At 61.5% G+C, this 20,783-nt stretch carries 13 protein-coding genes and 1 tRNA gene; 8 read left to right on the plus strand and 6 right to left on the minus strand.

The genetic code is table 11. The annotated features are described in order from the left end of the window. Positions 1–278 precede the first annotated feature (278 nt). The gene (locus Q0106_RS05865) at positions 279–1,091 is read left to right on the plus strand and encodes a hypothetical protein (RefSeq protein ID WP_152158166.1); all 813 of its coding nucleotides are present in this window, start codon (positions 279–281) and stop codon (positions 1,089–1,091) included. A 5-nt stretch (positions 1,092–1,096) separates the two neighbouring features. On the opposite strand, the gene thpR is transcribed toward Q0106_RS05865, so the two are convergent. Together thpR and Q0106_RS05875 are read right to left on the minus strand one after the other, a co-directional pair. Next, complete coding sequence (gene thpR, locus Q0106_RS05870) at positions 1,097–1,618, minus strand: RNA 2',3'-cyclic phosphodiesterase (protein ID WP_297610189.1); 522 nt, start codon at positions 1,616–1,618, stop codon at positions 1,097–1,099. Positions 1,619–1,719: 101 nt separating this feature from the next. After that, positions 1,720–2,772 carry a quinone-dependent dihydroorotate dehydrogenase gene (locus Q0106_RS05875; protein ID WP_297610191.1) on the minus strand — a complete coding sequence of 351 codons (1,053 nt, stop codon included), beginning with the start codon at positions 2,770–2,772 and terminating at the stop codon, positions 1,720–1,722. A 267-nt stretch (positions 2,773–3,039) separates the two neighbouring features. On the opposite strand from Q0106_RS05875, the gene Q0106_RS05880 reads away from it, so the two are divergent. Further along, positions 3,040–3,116: transfer RNA gene (locus Q0106_RS05880), tRNA-Met, on the plus strand. Positions 3,117–3,322: 206 nt separating this feature from the next. Further along, complete coding sequence (locus tag Q0106_RS05885; protein ID WP_297610194.1) at positions 3,323–5,344, plus strand: (Fe-S)-binding protein; 2,022 nt, start codon at positions 3,323–3,325, stop codon at positions 5,342–5,344. A 166-nt stretch (positions 5,345–5,510) separates the two neighbouring features. Here Q0106_RS05885 and Q0106_RS05890 read toward each other — a convergent pair whose 3' ends face one another. Then, complete coding sequence (locus tag Q0106_RS05890) at positions 5,511–6,596, minus strand: D-alanyl-D-alanine carboxypeptidase family protein (protein ID WP_297610198.1); 1,086 nt, start codon at positions 6,594–6,596, stop codon at positions 5,511–5,513. Positions 6,597–6,831: 235 nt separating this feature from the next. Beyond that, positions 6,832–11,274, minus strand: a complete 4,443-nt coding sequence (hrpA, locus tag Q0106_RS05895) for an ATP-dependent RNA helicase HrpA (RefSeq protein ID WP_297610201.1) — start codon at positions 11,272–11,274, stop codon at positions 6,832–6,834. Positions 11,275–11,541: 267 nt separating this feature from the next. Here hrpA and Q0106_RS05900 point away from each other — a divergent pair, with 267 nt between their 5' ends. Then, entirely contained in the window at positions 11,542–11,814 is a 273-nt protein-coding gene (locus Q0106_RS05900; RefSeq protein WP_139688641.1) for an oxidative damage protection protein, read from the plus strand. 95 nt (positions 11,815–11,909) lie between these two features. Here Q0106_RS05900 and rpiA read toward each other — a convergent pair whose 3' ends face one another. Next, positions 11,910–12,587 carry a ribose-5-phosphate isomerase RpiA gene (rpiA, locus tag Q0106_RS05905; protein ID WP_297610204.1) on the minus strand — a complete coding sequence of 226 codons (678 nt, stop codon included), beginning with the start codon at positions 12,585–12,587 and terminating at the stop codon, positions 11,910–11,912. A 209-nt stretch (positions 12,588–12,796) separates the two neighbouring features. Here rpiA and Q0106_RS05910 point away from each other — a divergent pair, with 209 nt between their 5' ends. The 4 genes from Q0106_RS05910 to Q0106_RS05925 all read left to right on the plus strand — a co-directional run bounded on the left by Q0106_RS05910 (position 12,797) and on the right by Q0106_RS05925 (position 19,406). Then, entirely contained in the window at positions 12,797–15,199 is a 2,403-nt protein-coding gene (locus tag Q0106_RS05910; protein WP_297610207.1) for a PAS domain S-box protein, read from the plus strand. Positions 15,200–15,281: 82 nt separating this feature from the next. Further along, positions 15,282–16,145 carry a response regulator gene (locus Q0106_RS05915; protein ID WP_297610209.1) on the plus strand — a complete coding sequence of 288 codons (864 nt, stop codon included), beginning with the start codon at positions 15,282–15,284 and terminating at the stop codon, positions 16,143–16,145. Between the two features lie 236 nt (positions 16,146–16,381). Next, on the plus strand, positions 16,382–17,260 hold the full coding sequence (gene folD / locus Q0106_RS05920) for a bifunctional methylenetetrahydrofolate dehydrogenase/methenyltetrahydrofolate cyclohydrolase FolD (protein ID WP_152158158.1): 879 nt from the start codon (positions 16,382–16,384) through the stop codon (positions 17,258–17,260). A 73-nt stretch (positions 17,261–17,333) separates the two neighbouring features. Next, entirely contained in the window at positions 17,334–19,406 is a 2,073-nt protein-coding gene (locus Q0106_RS05925) for a M3 family metallopeptidase (RefSeq protein WP_297610212.1), read from the plus strand. Between the two features lie 115 nt (positions 19,407–19,521). Here the strand turns inward: Q0106_RS05925 and Q0106_RS05930 are convergent, their stop codons facing one another. Continuing rightward, the gene (locus tag Q0106_RS05930) at positions 19,522–20,526 is read right to left on the minus strand and encodes an ornithine carbamoyltransferase (protein WP_297610216.1); all 1,005 of its coding nucleotides are present in this window, start codon (positions 20,524–20,526) and stop codon (positions 19,522–19,524) included. Positions 20,527–20,783: the final 257 nt, after the last annotated feature.

The raw sequence follows: 20,783 nt of genomic DNA on the forward strand, positions 1-20,783 counted from the left end.
CTGAAAATCAAAAGATTCCAGCTGAAATTAGAAATTAATGTGCGTCAGCCCTGAAAAATATTTTCGTTGCGGCGCATCACCTCCAATCAGGCGGACTACTCAGTAAATTTTTCTCTCCTCTGCCTGCAGCCCCATAGAATGAGAGCGGCTTAGGCGGAGTAGAACCGCTGCCGCCAGCGATCCGCAGAATAGGGCTGCATGCCATTTGTTTTGCGAACCGAAGGAAAGGGCCGTCCGATGCATTAGCATTCGGGCGGTTTCTAATAAGGGAGAGGTCAATGTACAAAGGACGCGGACACAATCTTCCGCGCTCAATAGCAGCACTGCGTACTGTCAAGCGCGCATTTGCCGCCTGCGCCGTCATGGCGATTGTGCTCGGCATCGTTGCCTCTCTTGATTCGCTGATCGCCGGCCTTCGGGCGCCCGAAGGCGAAATTGCTCTGGTTCCGGGCACCTCTGAAATGATTTCCGGCACGCTGCCGGATCAGAAAGCCTCGAACCTTCTTATCCGCATAACGCCGATCACGCCCTCCATCTCAGTCGAGTCCCTTCGCTTCTCGAGTTCCGCCATCCGTTCCGACATGCGGTGGCACGCTTCCATCAGCGCCAGCAAGGACGCCCGTCCCGGCGACTACAGCATCATCGCCGAAGACCCGGGAGAAGCTGACCGGCATTCGATGCGCCGCTGGACGCTGAAGCTTTACCCGTCATTGGACGAATATCGCGAACACTCCTATTCGCTCTTCATGCGCTTTTTCGGAACGGACTCCCTGCAGCTCGCTCTCCGTTCGTTCGCGGTATTCCTCGTGAGCAGCATTTCTCTTCTGCTTCTCGTTTATTTCGGCGGAAGAAGCCTTGCAAAACAGGGCTACTGCCGCGTCTACTACGCACGCACGGAAGGCAACGACACCATGCTCTACTGCATTGATTCGGAAAGCCTTCTCTCCGACCAGCATTCCTACCCCGTCTTCAGCGCTGCCGGGCAGCTCCTCGGTCTTGCGGATGTAACCGCCCGGGGAACGCGCCACTGCGTTCTGAAGCTCTATGCAGCCCAGGCCCGCGCCGGCTGCCTCGTGGCGGTGACGCCCTGATTCCTTTATTGGGAAGCAATCGGCCGATAGCAGACGGCTCCCCGCTCGTTCCGGTAAGACTCAAAAAGTCGTGCCTGGAGAACACCGGGCTGAAGGCCCGTCATTCTCGGCAATTGGGGAAGCGACTGAGGTTCTGGTCCTCTCCAGTCTCTCGCGAGCGTAATGTGCGCACGGAAGGGCTTCGCGTCAAAAGGAATATCGAGCCGCTTCAGGACTTCGCGCACCTCGAGGCTCATTTTTTCGAGTTCATTCTTTTCCCTGAGTCCTGCCCAGAGAATGCCGCTTCGGAAAACGCCGGTGCCGGCAAGATCCATCGAGAGCGCATGAGGCGGCAAAGTGAGGAGTTCTGATGCGATGCGCCCGGCAGCTGCTTCATCGGCTTCGCCGATGAAGGCAAGCGTCAGGTGCAGATTTTCGCGGCGGCTGAAGCGCCCGGCCTTCAGATAGCTTCTTCTCAACTTTTCCATGTAAGCCCAGAGCTCGCGTTCGACTCTTCCGGGCAGATTGAGCGCAACAAAAAGCCGCATTGTGCAGTTCTCCCTGGTTTCATAACAAAAAAAGGCGCTCCAGGACACTCTTCAATGCCTGGAACGCCTCCTTCCGACGACAAGCGCTGAAAGCGCTTCAATCACCCGTTCTGCTTCCTGCGCCAGGCGGCAATCGCCTCAACGCTGTCCGCAGCCAGCTTCGGGCCGTTGTAGATGAAGCCCGTAAAGAGCTGAACCAGCTTGGCGCCGGCTTCCATCTTTTCGACGGCATCCGAACCCGTCATGACGCCGCCCGAGGCGATGATCGGAATTTCGCCCTTGACGTGTTCGGCGACGAGGCGGACGACGGCAGTGGAGCGCTCGCGGAGCGGAGCGCCCGAAAGGCCGCCTGTTTCCTCGGCGTGAAGGAGACCCTCAACGCCCTTGCGGTTGATGGTCGTGTTCGTGCAGATCACGCCGTCGATGCCTTTTTCAATCAGCGTGTCGACGCAGCGCAGAATGTCGTCGTTCTCAAGATCGGGAGCAAGCTTGACTGCGATCGGAACGTGCTTGCCGTTGCGCGCTGCCTTCAGTTCCTCGCGCTTGGCGACAATGCCCGAAACAAGGTGTTCGAGTTCGCCGGCGCCCTGGAGCTGACGAAGGTTCTTCGTATTGGGTGAGGAAATGTTGATGGCGATGTAGTCCGCAGCATCGTAGACCTTGTCGAGGCACTTCTCGTAGTCGGAGAGCGCATTCTCGATCGGCGTCACGGCGTTCTTGCCGATATTGATGCCGAGGATGCCGCCGCGCAGACGGAAGGCATCCGCAGAACGAAGGTTCTGCAGAACCTTGTCCACGCCTTCATTATTGAAGCCCATGCGGTTGATGACGCCGCCCGCAGGAATCAGGCGGAAAAGACGGGGCTTGGGATTGCCCGGCTGAGCAAGCGGCGTGATCGTGCCGATCTCAACGTGGCCGAAGCCGAGGCCGCCGAAGGCAGAAACGCGTTCGCCGTCCTTATCCATGCCGGCCGCGAGGCCAATCGTATTCGGGAAACGCAGTCCCATCACTTCAATGGGATCATCATCGGGCATGTGCGTCACGAGATTCGTGAGACCGAGCTGGACCGCCCAGTCTAGGTTCGCCATGATGACGTGATGAGCCGTCTCGGGGTTCATCGAAAAGAGAATGCGCCGGGCAATGTTGTAGAGCATGACTTCAGGCTTAAAGTAAGCGTACGAAAGCTTCAGCTCCCTCCTGAGGGGCAGAAGCAGGGAAAATCGACTAATTATAACGATCTAGTTTTTCTTCTTTCTGAAGGCCTCCTGATCGTGATGATGATGCGGACAATCCCGGAGGTTCAAATCCGCCCCCCGCAACCAGGAACTGCGGATGCACAATTTATTTTTCTGCAGCTCTTGACAAACTGGAATTTATTCTGCATAATTTCAATCTCTGCTTCTGAAGCAGACCGGATTTACCGCGGGGTGGAGCAGTCCGGTAGCTCGTCGGGCTCATAACCCGAAGGTCGGAGGTTCAAATCCTTCCCCCGCAACCAAAATTGAAACCCGTACCACTGATATGGTGGTGCGGGTTTTCTTTTGTCTGCTCGTTGAGTGCCTGAAATCTCTCCCTGGAAAAAATATCAGGGTTTTCCCTTTTAGTTCTTCACGCGCATCTCAACAAAGCCCGTTAAAGTGACGTTTTTATCCGGCCTCGACTCTGATTAGTGAGACCGGCCCGCATTTTCGACCAAGAAGAAGAATGACCGCTCCTATGCCCGCGGACTTTCCCATCCGCCCTGCTTTCTGGAACGTCCCGCTCTGGGGCGAAATCGGCGTCTACCTCCTCGCCGCCGTCACCATCGCACTCTGCGCCTGGGGCATCTGCCTCAATGTCAAACGCTGGCAGAAGTCCCGCAGCGACAAGCTCGCCGCCGACCCTGCGCGCAGGGATCGACTCCTCAGCGAAGTCGCCCTCCAGTCGCGCATACGCGAAACCAAGGCGGGCCGCATGCATGCCATTCTGGTTCTCGGCTTCTTCGTGCTCTTCCTCGGCACGGCCACTGCCACGCTTGACTGGGACGTCGGCCACTATGTCTTCGGAACGCAGTTTCTGAAGGGAAACATCTACCTCTTCTATAAGCTCGCGCTCGACATCGCCGGTCTAGCGGTTCTTCTTGCCATCGGCTTCGGCGTCTACCGCCGCTGGTATACGCCCTCGGACCTTCCCCGCGACGCGCGCTTTGTCTGCGCCTACTCAAGCCTCGCCTTCATCATTCTCTCGGGATACGTGATCGAAGGGCTTCGCCTTGCCGTGCAGCAGCCTCAGTGGATGAATTTTTCTCCTGTCGGCGCGCTTCTCGCGAAGCTCTTCCTTTCAACAGGCGCCGGCACTCCGGCGCTTGAATCCGCGCACATCATTCTGTGGGTGGTGCACGGGCTCGCCGCGCTCGCCTTCATTGCGACGATCCCCTTTACTTTCTATGCGCATCTCTACAGAACCCCCATGGGGATCGCAGTCAGGAAGCCCGGCCCCAACGGCGCCCTCAAAAAGATCGACAACATTGAAGAGCAGGAAACCTTCGGGCTTTCCTCCGTCGCGCAGCTTCGCTGGACGGACCGCGCGGCGCTCGACGCCTGCGTGGAATGCGGCCGATGCAATGATGTCTGCCCGGCCGTTCGCGCCGGGACGCCCCTCAAGCCCCGCACGATCGTGATGAAGCTCCGCGACCGCGTGAAGGAGGGCGAATCCGACGGTAAGAAGCTCGTGGGCGACATCGTCACGCACGAGGAGCTCTTCTCCTGCACGACCTGCGGCGCCTGCGCCCGCGCCTGTCCGGCTGAAATTCAGACGCCGGATCTCATCGTCGAGATGCGCCGTCATCTCGCGCTTGAGGCCGGCGAATTCCCGGAGGGCGCCGCCGCTGCGCTTGAAAATACCGCGAGCGTCGGGAATCCCTGGGGGCTCGACCCCTATGAGCGGATGGACTGGGCGAAGGACCTTGACGTGCCGGTGGCTCAGGAAGGCGAACGCTACGACGTGCTCTATTGGGTCGGATGCGCCGCGAGCTACGACCGCAGGGCGCGCCGCATTGCAAGGAGCATGGTGAAGATCCTGCGTGCAGCGGGCGTCAACTTCGCCGTCCTCGCTGAAGAGCGCTGCCACGCAGAGTTCGCTCGCCGACTGGGCGAGGAATATCTCTATCAGACGGCCGCGCAGGAAAACATTGAAAACCTTTCGCACTACACGTTTGAAAGGATTCTTACCGCCTGCCCGCACTGCTTCAATACGCTCGGGAACGAATACCCGGAATTCGAGGGCGGAAAGTTCACCGTCATTGATCATCCGACCTTCATTCGGGAACTCATGACGTCCGGGCGGCTCAGGCTCGAAGGGGGCGTAACGGATGAACTCACCGTCTGGCACGATCCCTGCTACCTGGCGCGCCAGAACCATATTGTCGAAGCGCCCCGCGCGGTGCTCGGAGCCCTGCGGCCCAACAAGACCTTCCCGCAGGAAGCCGGAGAAAAAACCTTCTGCTGCGGCGCGGGCGGCGGCCAGATGTGGACTGATCAGCAGAACGGCAAGAAGCGCATCAACGTGATCCGCCTTGAAGCGCTCCGGGAGACCGGCGCCAAATCCGTCGCCACGGCCTGCCCGCACTGCCTCACGATGCTCGAGAGCGCCCGCGCCGTGAGCGGAAAGGACGCCGAGGACGTGCGCATTGCCGATATTGCCGAAATTGTGGCGGGCGCCATTCCGGACGAAGCGAAAAGCGCCTGAGTCCGGGGGACGTCCCTGACAATTTGACAGCCTTCAGGCCCGCTTAGGCCTCCTCTACGGAGCCGGCGGGCCTTGCTTTTGCCGCTTTCATGGAGCGGTCCTCAAAAAGAAAGCCCCCGCACTTTTTCCATGCAGAGGCTTTGCATCGTGAATTGCTGATCTGAGGTCAGAAGATCACCCAGGGGGCAACGGCGGCGAATTCCTGACTGAACTGATTTTCCGCCGCGACATAGTCGCGCATCGTGCGCATGTCATTGGCGCGCCTTGCGTTGCTCGGCGAATCGAGCACCACCATCACGAGGCGCCGTTCGCCCACGTCGCTCTGAACCACCATGCAGCGGCCGGCAGCGGTCGTGAAGCCCGTCTTCTGAATGCCGATCTTCCAGGAGGGGTCGCCGATGAGGCGGTTCGTTGTCGCGAGACGGACGCTCCTCTTCCCGGCTGTGATCCGCGCCACGGGCTGCGTCGAGGCATCCCGGATTTCCTGATACTGATAGACGGCGGCGACGAGCTTGCCGAGATCGCGCGCAGTCGAATGGTTGCGGTTGTCGAGCCCTGTCGGATCCGCAAAGACGGAGTCCGACATGCCGAGCTCCGCCGCGCGCTCATTCATCCTGGCTACGAAAGCGCGCTTCCCGCCGGGGTAAGTGCGGGCGAGCGCATGCGCGGCGCGGTTGTCGCTCGACATGAGCGCGGCCTTGAGGAGCGCTTCGCGGGTAATCCGCATGCCGTTCGCCATCTTGGAGCGGGCGGTCGAGCGGACGTAGTCCTCGCGTGTGATGCGCACCTTTTCATCGAGATTGAGGTCGCTCTCGGCAATCACGAGCGCAGTCATGAGCTTCGTGACGGAGGCGATGGGAAGCGGTACGTCGGCGTTCTTCACGACGAGCTCTTCGCCCGTATCCTGATCCATCACATAAGCAACGGAACTGCCGAGCATCAGGGGATCCTCGGTTTTTCTCAGGCCCGCGAGCGTGGCCTGCGAAGGCGACATGCCGGCGCGGCGAACCTTCGCACGCCTCACGGGACGCTTTTTCTGAATGGCAACCTTCTTCGCTGAGGCTTTCTGGCGATTGACGGAGGTCTTCTTCGCCGTTGCCTTTTTAGGCGCCGCCTTGGCGGGCTTTGCCGACTTTGCGGCAGTCTTCACCGCCTGAGTGTTCGACGCGGCCGCCTGAGCCGGAAGCGCCGTGCCGGCAGCGTAGGCTGCGGCAGCTGCCGCAAAAATCAGATGCTTGAAGGAAAAACGCATGTCCCGATGCCCATCGATCCGCGCGACGGGAAGCTCGAACCGAAAAGAGGAAAAAAGAGCACGTTCTTTGCGCACTCTTTTCTGCAAATGAGTCTAATTGACGAATCCCATCATTTTCCCGCGCATCAGCGGCTTCCGACAAGACCGGAGAAACGAGAGAAACAGTCTGCTTACATTTTGCCGGGAGCGGCAGGCGGCGTCCTCCATACCGGAAGACGCCGTTTTCAGCCATCGGTCAAAGTCTTGCAATCGACTGCCAGATGCGCTCAAGGCGCTTGACGCTTACCGGCATCGGCGTCCTCAGCTGCTGCGCGAAGAGCGAAACGCGAAGCTCCTCGAGCATCCAGCGGAATTCCTCGAGATGCTCGTCGGGCTGGCCGCGCCGTGCGGCAACCGCCCGCTGCCACGGCAGAGCGAGCCGCTCGATCTGAGCCTGCCGCGAGGCGTCTCTCTCCGGATCGTCGCTGAAGTGCTCGAGCCTGTAGACGATGGCCTTCAGGTACCGCGGATAGTGCATGAGCTGACTGAGAGGCGCGGACAGGAGGAAATGCGGCGGGAAGAGCCCCTCGAGCTCGCGGGTCACGTCTTCGCAGAGGGACTTTTCCTGCGACATGCGCTTCAATTTAAGCGGAATCGTCCCGGCGATGGTTGCGACCTCCGTGAGAAGTCTTGAAACCTCGCCCGCAACGAGGGAAAGACGCCCGCGGGCATCCTCGCGCCTTGCCTGGAAGGATTGTTCGTCCGTGGGAAGCGGATCCGCCATTGCGGTCGCCTCAAGCACGCAGTCGACAACATCGTTTTCGAGGTCGTCGAAATTCTCAAAGTTCTTCGCGAGCCCCGGAACCACCGACGCCTGCATCTGCACGCGCCCGAGGTCTCTGAGGCTCCTTTCAACGAACTTCACCTGTTCGCGGAGCGTGAGGCGAAAGAGCTTTCTCAAGCCCTTTCTGTGCGCCTTCTGAGCTTCGAGCGGATCGTCGAAGACTTCGATCGCGCAGGCGTCGCCCTCGTCGACGAGCGCCGGATGTCCGATAAGGGTTTCGCCCCGGCGCTGAATTTCCATGAGTTCCGGGAGTTCCCCGAAGGTCCAGTTCGTGATCTGGTCCGCAAGGTCCTTCGCGACCGCGGCATCCTGCTGCGCCACGTTCCTGAAGGTTTCCTGCGCTTCAGCGCCGAGTTCGGCGCGAAGCTGCGAGAGGTTTCTCCCCATCGCGAGCTGCCGGCCGTGCTCGTCGATCACCTTGAAGTTGAGAATCAGATGAGCGGGAAGCTGCTCGACCTTGAAGTCGGAAGGCTGACAGGGAACGCCCGTTTCGGAGCGCACGTCGTCGGCGAGCACCTCAAGGAACCCGCGCGGCTGAGGCGCGCCGCCGCCCGAGCGCGTGAGGAACCCCGCGGCATAGTCCGCAAGCGGCACGCAGTTGCGGCGGATCTTCTGCGGGAGGCTTTTCAAGAGCACCTGCGCCTTTTCCTTCACCATGCCGGGGACGAGCCATTCCGCGCGCACGGGATCGAGCTGATTGAGCGCGAAGAGCGGCACCGTCATCGTGATGCCGTCGCGGGGGCTTCCGGGTTCAAACTGGTAGGAAAGCGTCATGTCGATCCCTGCCATGCGGATCGACTTCGGGAACCATTCGTTCGTGACGCCCTCGGCGCCGTGGCGCATGAGTTCGTCCTTCGTGAGTTCGAGCGCCTTAGGGTTCTTCTTCCTCTCCTCAGCGAGCCACTTTTCGAGCGTTTTGAGCGAACACACGCCCTCCGGGAGCTCCCTGTCGTAGAAGCTGAAGATGAGCTCGTCGTCGACGAGCACGTCCGGACGCCGGGTCTTGTGTTCGAGCTCCTCAATCTCGCGAACGAGCCGCTGATTGTGCTGGAAGAAGGGGAGCTTCGCATCGAGCTCGCCCGCAACGAGCGCCTCGCGGATGAAGAGTTCGCGCGCGAGCTTCGGATCGTGGGGCGCGAAGGATACGCGCCTTTGCTGGTAAATCGTGAGGCCGTAAAGGGTTCCCCGCTCCATTGCCACCACTTCGCCGCGGCGCTTTTCCCAGTGCGGTTCGCTCCAGGCGCGGCGAATGAGGCCGCCCGCGGCGGCTTCAATCCATTCGGCGTCGATGTCGGCAACGCAGCGCGCATAGAGCTTCGTGGTTTCGATGATCTGGCCCGCAAGCACCCAGCGGCCCGCCTTCTTAGCGCGCACCGAGCCCGGCCAGATCCAGAACTTGATCCCGCGGGCGCCCGCATAGGGAGGCGCGCGGAAGTCGCTTTCGACGGTTTTGGAGCCGATGTTGCCGAGAAGTCCGGTAAGAAGAGACCGGTGCACTTCCTCGTACGTGGCGGGAGCCGTATTCATGCGCCAGCCGAGGTCGGAGACGAGCATCCTCAACTGCCCCTCGACCTCGCGCCATTCGCGAAGGCGTCTCGGCGACAGAAACCGCCGCTTCATTTCCTGATCGAACTTCCGGTTGCTTTCCTTTTCGGAACGGGCTTTTTCGACAAAGTCCCAGACCTTCACGAAGGAAAGGAAGTCGGAGCGTTCATCGGCGAGCTTCTTATGCGCCTCGTCGGCCGCCTGCTGCTGGTCGACCGGGCGTTCGCGGGGATCCTGCACGGAAAGTCCCGACGTAATGATGAGAAGCTCCCGGAGGGCATTCTTTTCCGAGCCGGCCAAGAGCATGCGCCCGAGCTTCGGGTCGACCGGAAGGCGCGCAAGCGACTGCCCCACCCCGGTGAGTTCCCCCGCGTCCGTGATGGCGCCGAGTTCCTGAAGAATCGCGTAGCCGTCGGCAATCGCCTTCGGGGGCGGCGCCTGCACGAAGGGAAATTCGCGGATGTCGCCGAGATGCAGCGAAATCGCGCGCAGGATCACGGCAGCGAGGTTCGAGCGCATGATTTCCGGATCCGTAAAGGCCGGACGCCGGTTGAAGTCGTTTTCGTCGTAGAGCCGGATGCAGATGCCCTCAGCCACGCGGCCGCAGCGGCCAGCGCGCTGATTGGCGGAAGCCTGGCTCACGGGTTCGACGAGAAGCTGCTCGACCTTCGAGCGGTAGGAATAGCGCTTCACGCGCGCAAGCCCCGTATCGACGACGTAGCGGATGCCGGGCACCGTCACGGAGGTTTCGGCGACATTCGTTGCCAGGATGATTCGCCTCAGGCCGCCCGAGGGCTTGAAGACCCGGTCCTGCTCGGAAGCGGACAGGCGCGCGTAGAGCGGCAGGATGTCCGCCTTCCCGACGCGCGTTTTTCTCAGCCAGTCGGCGGCGTCACGGATTTCGCGCTCGCCCGGGAGGAACACCAGAATGTCGCCCCGGCCCGCGATCTCGAGTTCAGTCACGGCGTCGTCGATCGCCGAGAGGATCTGATCGTCGTCCTCGTCCGGATCCTCGATCGGCCGGTAGCGGATTTCCACCGGATAGGTGCGCCCGGAAATCGTGAGCACAGGCGCGTCCTTCCCGTCCTTGGCGAAGTGCCTGGCAAAGCGCTCGGCATCGATCGTCGCCGACGTTACGATCACCTTGAGGTCGGGGCGCTTCGGCAGAAGGCGCTTCAGGTATCCGAGAAGGAAGTCGATATTGATCGAGCGCTCGTGCGCTTCGTCGATGATGATGGTGTCGTAGGCGCGCAAGAGCGGATCCCCCTGCGTTTCCGCGAGGAGTATGCCGTCCGTCATGAGCTTGATCGTGGCGCCCGGAGCCGTATGGTCCGTAAAGCGCACCTTGAAGCCCACGACGTCGCCGGGTTCGGTTTTGAGTTCCTCGGCAATGCGCCGGGCAATCGAGCTCGCGGCAATGCGGCGCGGCTGCGTGTGCCCGATCCGCCCCGTCTGGCCGCGGCCGGCCATGAGGCAGATTTTCGGAAGCTGGGTTGTTTTGCCCGAACCCGTTTCGCCGCAGACGATGATCACCTGGTTTTCTTCAATTGCCCTGATGATCTCTGGCGCCCGCTCGGATACCGGGAGACCCGGCATGAGTTCGAAGGGCGGAATGGGGTTCCTGCGTTCGGCAAAGGTGAGCTTCTCCCGTCCGCGGGAGCGCCCCTCCGTCTTTCGGACCGCGCCCTGAGCGCTTCTCTGTTGGGGACGCGCGTCGTTCCGGGGCCGGGAACCCTTGCCGGGACGCGCCTCAGGGCGCCCCGCGCCGGGGCGCTTCGATTCTGAAGAAGCCCTGCGTTCGGGCGCACGGGCACCGCTTCGATCCGGATTCGGACGCGCTTCCCTCGCAGACTTCGCGCCTGCGGGAGCAGTCTGATTCTTCGGAGCCTCCCGGACTTCAGCCTTTTCCTGAGTCGTCTTCCGATCCTTTGCCGAAGCGCGGCTTCCCGCCTCGCGGAAGACCGCCCCCGAAGCCGCGGCCGCATCGGCGAGCATGGAGCCGAAGGCGCCCTTAGGCGCCGCAAACTTCTGCGGCTCCTTCGGGGGCAGAGGCTTCGCGACGGGCCTGGGGAGAGGCTTCGCCGCGGGGGCTGCCGGCTTTGCCGGCGCCTTCGGGAGAGAACCAGGGGCGGACTTCGCAGGAGACTTTGCCGCAGGAATGCCGGCGCGCTTCAGGCGCCGCTCCTCAAGGCGCGCGGCTTCCTCGGCCGCACGCTTTTCGGCTTCCTTGCGGCGCGTTTCCTCGAGCGCCTGATCCACATCTGCGCGCACCTTCTGGAAGGCCGCGAAAAGAGCACGGTTGTCCGCCATGAGAATCCTGAAAATTCGAAGTGTCTCCGAAGGATTGCCTTCGGCAAAGAGACTGCATTATAGGAATGCAGGAGAGAGAGGATCAGCCGCCGCGCGCCGGTGAAGCAATCGTGTAGACTCATTTGTTCGGGGCTGCGCCTTCCCGGGAATGCTTTTCCCCCGGGGAAAAATCCGGCGCAGACGCCCAGTGCCTTTTATCTGAGTACGCGCCGGCCATTCATGAGCGCCGGCGCAGCATCCTCTCGAAAACTTTAGGGAGATCTTTCAATGGCCCGTATGGTCCACTGCGTGAAGCTCGGCAAGGAAGCCGAAGGTCTTGACTATCCGCCGTTCCCCGGCGAACTCGGCAAGCGCATCTGGCTCAATGTGAGCAAGGAAGCCTGGGGCGAGTGGACGCGCCTGCAGACGATGATGGTGAATGAGTATCAGCTCAATCTCGCCGACCTCTCGGCAAGAAAGCACCTGATGAGCCAGTGCGAGCGCTACTTCTTCGGCGACGGCAAGACGGGCGATCTTCCCAACTACACGCCGAAGGCCTGATCCCGAGGACTCAGGCCCGAGCTCCGCGAAAAATTGCAAAGCCTCCCGGAAGAGCATCCGCTTCGGGGAGGCTTTTCATTCTGGAAGAAGCCTTATCAGGCCTTCCTGAAGGTCTTCACGCCTTCGGGCGTGCCGAGAAGGAGGACGTCGGCGCCGCGGTGCGCGAAGAGCCCCACCGTCACGACGCCGGGCCAGCTGTTGATCTCATCCTCGAGCGCCTTCGGGTCCGTGATGGAGAGACCCGACGCATCGAGAATGCTGCAGCCGTTGTCGGTCACGAAGTCGCGCAGCTTCACGCTGGCGCCGAGCGCCTCAAGACGGCGCCTGATCGCGCCTGCGGCCATGGGGATCACTTCAACGGGGAGCGGGAAGCGCCCGAGGACGTCCACCTTTTTCGAGGCGTCGGCGATGCAGACGAACTTCCCCGAAATCGAGGCGACGATCTTTTCGCGCGTGAGCGCGCCGCCGCCGCCCTTGATCATTGAAAAGCCCGGATCGATTTCATCGGCGCCGTCGATGTAGACCCCGATCGATTCGACCTCGTTCATGTCGAGCACCTTGAAGCCGAGCGCCTCGAGGCGCTTCGTCGAACGCTCGGAGCTCGAAACGCAGGCCGGAATCCGGTCGCGGATTTCCGGGAGCTGATCAATCAGCTGGTCGACCGTCGAGCCCGTGCCGACGCCGAGGATTTCTCCCGGCACGATGTAGTCGAGCGCAGCGCGCGCGACCTGGCGCTTCAGTTCGGTCTGGCTCATGGGCTGTTTTTCCGTCATGTGGGTTCGTCCTGAAAGAAGGGAAAAAAGGGGAAAAGCGCGAAGAAAAGGACCTGAGCTGAGGGCCTCATGCGGGCTCCTCTCTGCGGGAATCCCGAAGACTTCGCGAAAATTCTGATCTTTTCCCATTCTAAAAGAGAGGCTTTCGGCCTGAGGCTTCTAAAATGCAGTCGTCACCCATTTGAGCATCGAAAAAGAGGGCATTCACCATGTCCACGCAACGCCCGGACCCGCTGATTACAGACGCCTTCAAGAACCTCAACGCTTCGGACAGGCTCCCCGCCATCACGCAGCGCGCGCTCTGGGCTTCCTGGGCGGCGCTCTTTCTCGTGGCGGCCTTTCTTCTCGGCATCTCCTGGCTCGTGATCGGCGCGGACCGCGAGGCGGAAACGATCCGCCTCAAGCAGTCGACCGACCTCGTCATTCAGTCGCTCGAGGCCCGCATTACCGGCACGGCGGAAATTCTGCAGAAGCTCTCGATGCGCCTCATGCATTCGCCCGAAGGCAACTATTCGCTCGCCTCGGCCGACCTCTCCGCCTCGACCCTCATGGCGGACCGCCGGGAAGTGATTGAGATTGCGCTTGTCTCCCGCGAGGGCGACGTGATTCACGGCTGGCGCTCGGTGTCGCTTCAGACCCAGGCGATCTTCAATTCCGCTTCCGACGTGCGGGACGTTCCGACCCTGCGCGCCATCAAGGAGGTGCTCCTCGAGGACCGGTCCGCGAGCACGACCTTCTATTCGTCGGAGTCGTCCGACCGGGTCTTCATCAATCTTGTGGTGCCGACCCCCACGCGCTCGCACGTCCTCGTTGCCCGCCTCGACCTCTCGTGGCTTCTATCGACTGCCAAGCAGCGGCTTTCCTCGTCGCGCTACCAGTTCCAGTTCCTCCTCAACGACCGGCCGGTGCCGGCAGCGGGAAGCCAGCGCTCGACGATCGCCTCCTCGTCCCTCGTCGCGCCCATTCACTACCGCGCGCCCATCACGTTCCTTCATCACGCCAAGGGCGCGAGCATGATGATCGAGGCGCGAAGCTACGAGCACGCGCTCTTTGCAACAAACCGCGTGCAGTACTTTGCAGTTGCGGGACTTGCCGTGATGCTTCTTCTCGCGGTTGCGATCGTCTTTTACTACCAGCGCCAGCAGCACCGCTCGCACCGGCTCCTCGCGACCGAATATTCGCTTCGCCGCGCGATGTCCGAATCCGCCGTGGTGGGCCTCCGCGTCGCGGACCTCTCGGGAAAGATCCTCTACGTCAACGAAACCTTCCCGAGAATCGTGGGCTACCCCGCGCAGGATCTCCTCGGGCGCGAGCCTCCCTACCCCTACTGGATCGAAAACCTGATGCCCCACATTGAGGCCGCGCTCTCGCATGCGGACTCGTCGGCTCAGACGCTTCGCTTTCAGGCAAAGAAGAAGAACGGCGACCTCTTCTGGGCCGAACTGAGGCTTTCGCCCATTCTCGACGAAACCGGACGCGCCTTCGGCACGATCGGCGCGCTCTTTGACGTGACGCCTCTCGTCACCGCCCGGCAGCGCGTCGAGGACGCGAACGAGCGCTTCACGCGCGTGGTGGAATCGATGGCGAGCGCCATTGCGGTTCTCTCCGAACCCGACCGCGGCACGCTCTTCTTTGCAAACCGCTCCTACCGGACGCTCTTCAACGACCTTCCCTACGGGGGCGCGCGGCTTCTGAAGCGCTTCGAGGCAACGCCCCCGTCCGTTCAGAGCGAAGGGATCTTCGACGAGGAATCTGGCCGCTGGTTCGACGTGAGGCTCCAGCCCATCGTCTGGACGCGCTCCGAACCCGCCGTCATGATGATCGCCACCGACATTACCGAGCGGCGCGAGCTTGAGCTCGCCCGCGAGGCGCAGTTAAGGCGCGCCGAGTCGACCCACCGCCTCGTGACGATGGGCGAGATGGCGAGTTCGCTCGCGCACGAGCTCAACCAGCCCCTTGCCGCCATCGCCAACTACGCCAATGCCGCCGCCACGATGCTCGCCGCCGGAACGCTCTCAAAGGAGCGCGAGGCGCAGAGCTTCTCGCGCATTGAAAATCAGGCCCAGCGCGCGGGCCGCATCATTCAGCGCATCCGCGGATTCGCGAAGAAGACGGATGCGAAGCTCGAGCCCGTGGCCGTGCAGACCGTCATTCAGGAAACGCTCGAACTCGCCAACATTCAGGCGAGGAAATTGGAGAGCTCGATCGAACTCCATGTGCCGGAGAACCTCCCGCTCATGATGGGCGACGGCGTGATGCTCGAGCAGCTCCTCCTCAATTTGCTCAAGAACGGCATGGAGGCCTGCGCCGGGGCGAACCTGCCGCCTGAGCGCCGCGTGATGCGGCTTTATGCGGAAATCGACCCGCAGGACGCCTCGCGCATCCGCTTCTCGATCGTCGACCACGGTCCCGGCATTCCCGAAGAGCTCCGCTCGAAGCTCTTCGACGCCTTCTATTCCACGAAGAGCGAGGGCATGGGAATGGGACTCAACATCTGCCGCTCGATTGCGGAGCTCCACGGCGGGGAGCTCATCGTGAAGACGACCCCCGGAGGGGGCTCAACCTTCTCCTTCACGGTTCCCGTCATCGGAGCGCAAGCAGCAAAGGCATAACGAATTCAAAGGTCTTTTTTCCGGGTTTCGCCGCATGCGAACTTGGCTAAAATAGACTTTCCCGAAAGGAGACAACCAGAAAATGCTATCCAGCTACGACTACACCAACGAGCTTTCCGGAGAAAACAAGAACGGGCTCGTCTACGTAATCGATGACGACGCAGATGTTCGTGAATCGATCAAATGGCTTCTTGAGTCCACGAACTACCGCGTTGAGGACTATGAAAGCGGAGAAACCTTCATTGCCCAGTTCAATGAAAACGTTCCCTCCGTCATTCTTTGCGACCTGAGAATGCCCGGCATGTCGGGCTCCGACGTGCAGGATCATCTGCTTCGCCGTCGCATCGACGCTCCTTTCATCTTCATCACCGGCCACGGCGACGTGCCCCAGGCTGTGCAGGCCTTCAAGAAGGGCGCCATGGACTTCATCCAGAAGCCCTTCCAGCAGCCTCAGCTTCAGAAGCTCGTCGAACGCGCCATGAAGACCGCCAAGGAGCTCTTCCAGCGCCGCCAGACGCTCGCGCAGAACCGCACGCTGATCGAAAAGCTCACGCCGCGCGAACAGCAGGTGCTCGAGCGCATCGTGAACGGCCGCCTCAACAAGCAGATCGCCGACGACCTCGGCATTTCCATTAAGACGGTGGAAGCGCACCGCGCCTCGATCATGGACAAGACGGGCTCCGGCACCGTTGCCGACCTGATGCGCGTCGTCGTCAAGTCCGAGCTCTATCCGAAGATTTCGTCGACCCTTGCCGAAGCGGTGGCCGCCCTCCCGAGCCGACTCGCCGAAACGGGGCTTCCGCATACGGAAAAAAATGCCGAACACATGCGCCGCCTTGATACGGAGCTGCGTGAAGCGGAAGCCGAACGCCAGCGCCGCGAGGAAGAGGCGACGGTGACGGGCATCAACAGCTCCATCGGCGGACCGTCGAGCGGACTGCTCTAAGCGCAATTTCCCGCTTTTTGAGCGACCCGAAGGCGCCTTCCCGGATATTCCGCGAGGGCGCTTTTCTTTTACCTGCGACGCCTCTCTCTGCGCTTCATCAAAGCGTTATCCCTATTTCCGCCATAAGGAGAAAGTGGAGAAGCGCATTTCCGGGCAATAATGACTTCTCCCGGACGCAGGACGACTCCGCGTTCCCCCGGCCCGACACATCACTCTTAAATAAGAGGAGAGAAGAATTGACAGCACAGATTATTGACGGCAAGGCGCTTGCCCGCGAAATTGAAGCGCGCGCAAGGAAGAGAAGCGAGGAACTCGCCGCGCTGCCCGGAGGACGCCGCCCCGGACTTGCCGTCGTGCTCGTGGGCGAAGACCCGGCGAGCTGCGTCTACGTGCGCAACAAAACCCGCGCCTGCGAACGGGCGGGCGTCTCCTCCCATGAGTACCGTCTTCCTGCCGACACCGATCAGAAGGCGCTCCTTGATCTCATCGGCCGATTGAACGCGGACCCCGCCGTCGACGGGATTCTCGTGCAGCTTCCGCTCCCGAAGCAGATCCGAGCGAGCGCCGTGATTGAAGCGATTGATCCCGGCAAGGACGTCGACGGCTTTCACATGCTCTCCGCGGGCGCGCTTCTCGTCGGGCGCCGCGACGAGGGCTTCCGCCCCTGCACGCCCGCGGGCGTCATGAAGATGCTCGAATCCGTGGGCGTCAACCCCGAGGGGCTCGAGGCGGTCGTGGTCGGCCGCTCCAACATTGTCGGAAAGCCCCAGGCCCTCATGCTCCTTGAGGACCATGCCACCGTCACGGTCGCGCACAGCAGAACGCCCAACCTCGCTGAAATCACCCGCCGCGCCGACATTCTCGTCGCCGCCGCCGGCCGCGCCCGGATGATCACGGGCGACATGGTGAAGCCCGGCGCCGTCGTGATCGACGTCGGCATGAACCGCGATGAGGATGGAAAGCTCTGCGGCGACGTCGACGAAAAGAGCGTCGCAGAGGTTGCCCGCGCCCTTTCGCCCGTTCCGGGCGGGGTCGGCCCCATGACGATCGCCATGCTGATCTCGAACACGGTGCTTGCGGCCGAACGGCATCTCGGCCAAGGCGATACACTCTGATTCCCTGATCCACAAGGGGCCGTTCCGTTAAAGAACGGCCCTTTCTCTCCCCTATACCTACTGCTTCTTCAGAATGACGACTGCACCTCAGGAAGCGGAGAACCCGCTTCTCAACATTACTGACCTCATCGATTACGCCGCTGTCCGCCCCGAACACGTGATGCCGGCAGTGAAAAAGCTTGCCGCGGATCTTGAAAAGGCGCTTTCCCGCGTTACCGCACCCGAAACGCCCGCGACCTGGGACGCGGTTGTCGTGCCGCTGGAAGAAGCCTCGCTCGCCTTTTCCCGCTCCTGGGGAGCAATCGGGCACCTCCAGAGCGTCGTCGATACGCCGGCGCTTCGCGACGCCTTCAATGAGGCGCTCCCGCTCGCGACGGATCTCTATCTGCGGATCTCCCAGGACGAGGCGCTCTATAAAAAGTATCTCGGGATCGAAAAGAGCGACGCTTTTGAAGCGCTTTCGCCCGTGCGTCAGCGGATCATCCGCCGCGAAATCCGCGACTTCGAGCTCTCGGGCGCCGCGCTCCCCAAAGATAAGCGCGAGCGCGTGAAGGCGATCGGCCAGGAACTCTCGCAGCTCTCGCAGAAATTCAGCGAGAACCTCCTTGACGCCACGAACGCCTTCGAGCTCATCCTCCCGGACGAAAGCCGCCTTGCGGGCGTTCCCGCCGAGACGCTCGCGCTCTACCGCGCGAGCGCGAAGGCGGCGGGCAAAACGGGCCTGAGGCTCACGCTCCAGTTCCCCTCCTACCTCCCCGCCATGAAGTACTGCGCCGACCGCGGCATCCGCGAGGCGCTCTACTACGCCTTCTCGACCCGTGCGGCGGAATTCGACGACGGAAAGTACGACAACACGCCGATCATCAGACGCATTCTGGAACTGCGCCGCGAAGAGGCCGAACTCCTCGGATTCAAGAATTTCGGGGAACTCTCGCTCGCCACGAAGATGGCGAAGGACCCCGCGGAAGTGCTCGCGTTCCTGAGGGACCTCGCGAAGCGCTCGCGCCCGCGCGCGCTCGAGGATGCGGGCGAAGTCGACGACTTTGCGAAGAAGACCCTCGGCATCGACGAGGTCGAGCCCTGGGACCGCCCCTATGCGGCCGAAAAACTCCGCGAAGCCCGCTACAGCTATTCGGACGCCGAAGTGAAGCGCTACTTCACGCAGAATGCCGTCTTCGCCGGGCTCTTCCGCATGGTGGAGACGCTCTTCGGCATCGAAATCGAAGAGAAGCGCGCCTCCGTCTGGCATCCGGACGTCAAGTACTTCGAAGTGAAGCGCTCCGGGCAGCTCATTGCCGCCTTCTACGCGGACCTCTACGCCCGCGAGGGGAAGCGCTCCGGCGCCTGGATGGACGGCGAGCGCACGAGGCGGCGCCTTCCCGACGGGAAGCTCGTCACGCCCGTTGCCTACCTCGTCACCAACTTTGCCGCGCCGGTTGAAGGCAGAGAGGCGACGATGACGCACGACGAGGTGACGACGCTCTTTCATGAATTCGGCCACACGCTCCACCACATTCTCACGGCCCAGGAAGAGGCGCAGGTTTCCGGCATCAACGGCGTCGAATGGGATGCCGTTGAGCTTCCGAGCCAGTTCCTCGAGAATTTCGCCTGGGAGCACGATGTGGTGAAGGCGATTTCGCGCCATGCCGATACGGGCGAATCGCTTCCCGACGAACTCTTTAAGAAGATGATTGCCGCGAAGAACTTCGAAGCCGGCGCCTTCTGCGTGCGCCAGGTCGAATTTGCGCTCTTCGACATGCTCCTTCATGCGGAATTTAACCCGAAGACGGATTCGGTTCCGGCGCTGCTCGACCAGGTCCGCAGGGAGGTCGCCGTGGTGTTTCCCCCGAAGTGGAACCGCTTCCCGCAGAGCTTCGCCCACATTTTCGCGGGCGGCTATGCCGCGGGCTACTACAGCTACAAGTGGGCGGAAGTGCTCTCGGCCGACTGCTTCAGCGCCTTCGAAGAGGAAGGCGTCCTCAACCCGAAGACGGGCCGGCGGTTCCTCACCGAAATTCTCGAGCGGGGATCGAGCCGCGACGCCATCGAGAACTTCGTTGCCTTCCGCGGCAGGAAGCCCGAACTCGACGCCCTCCTGAGGCTCTCGGGCATCGTTGAGGCGCCTCAGGCCTCTAAGAAGGATTAAAGCCTCCTCAGAGACGACTCCAGCAAAACGCCCGCAGTTCTCCGAAGGGAATTGCGGGCGTTCTTGTTTGGATGGCGCTCAGGCTGAGAAGCCTGAGGCGCTTTCACAAAACTTTTTAGGCGAGGGTCGCCACCATCAGCGCCTTGATGGTGTGCATGCGGTTGCCGGCCTGCTCGAAGACGATCGAGGCGGGCGATTCAAAGACATCTTCCGTGACCTCGACGCCGTCCTTCAGTTCCGGATGCTGCGCGATCACCTTGGCGCCCACCTTCGTTTCGGCGTTGTGGTAGGCCGGGAGGCAGTGCATGAAGCGCACGTTGGGGTTCCCCGAAGCGGCCATGAGTTCGGCATTCACCTGGTAGGGCTTCAGGAGCTTGATGCGTTCGGCCCAGACTTCAGCGGGCTCGCCCATCGACACCCAGATGTCGGTGTGGATGAAGTCGGCGCCCTTCACGGCCTCGACGGGATCCTCGGTAATCGTGATGCGCGCGCCCGACTTTTCAGCCATTTCGGTAACAAGCGCAATCAGCTCTTCGGAAGGCCAGCAGGCCTTCGGCGCGCCGATGCGGACGTCCATGCCCATCTTGGCGCCGACCATGAGGAGGGAATTGCCCATGTTGAAGCGCGCGTCGCCCATGTAGGCAAACGAAATGTCCTTCCAGGCCTTGCCGCTCGCTTCCTTCATCGTCATGAGGTCGCAGAGCATCTGCGTCGGGTGCCACTGATCGGTAAGGCCGTTGTAGACGGGAACGCCCGCATAGTCGCGGAGCTCTTCGACCACCTGCTGCGAGAAGCCGCGGTATTCGATCGCGTCGTACATCTGGCCGAGCACGCGGGCGGTGTCCTTGATGCTTTCCTTGTGGCCGATCTGCGAGGACGAGGGATCAAAGAAGGTCGTGCCGGCACCCTGGTCGTGAGCGGCAACCTCAAAGGCGCTGCGCGTGCGGGTGGAGGTCTTTTCAAAGACGAGCGCAATGTTCTTGCCGACAAGTCGGCGCGCTTCCGTCCCCATGCGCTTGGCCTTCTTGAGGTCGATGGCGAGATCAATGAGATAGTCGATCTCGGCAGGCGTGTGGTGAACGAGACTGAGAAGGCTGCGGCCGCGAAGATTCATCGGCATGGAATGCTCCAGGAATAGAAGGGTGTATGAGAAATTCGATCTCAGCTTGGCGCGTCCCCGGAAGCATTCAGGATGCCCGGGGCCGCAAGCTCGGGTGCATTTCATTCTAGGAGGAGGCAGGGGCCTCTTTCTAGTGCTTTCTACCTAGACTGCGTGATGCGCCCGAAGACCATAACATATTGTTTTTATTATGTTTCTTATTGTCGACCAATGGCACATGATGACAAGAACCAAGGCGCAAAAAGACAAATGAATGC

It is taken from the genome of uncultured Sutterella sp. (assembly GCF_937923675.1).
Classification (GTDB): domain Bacteria; phylum Pseudomonadota; class Gammaproteobacteria; order Burkholderiales; family Burkholderiaceae_F; genus Sutterella.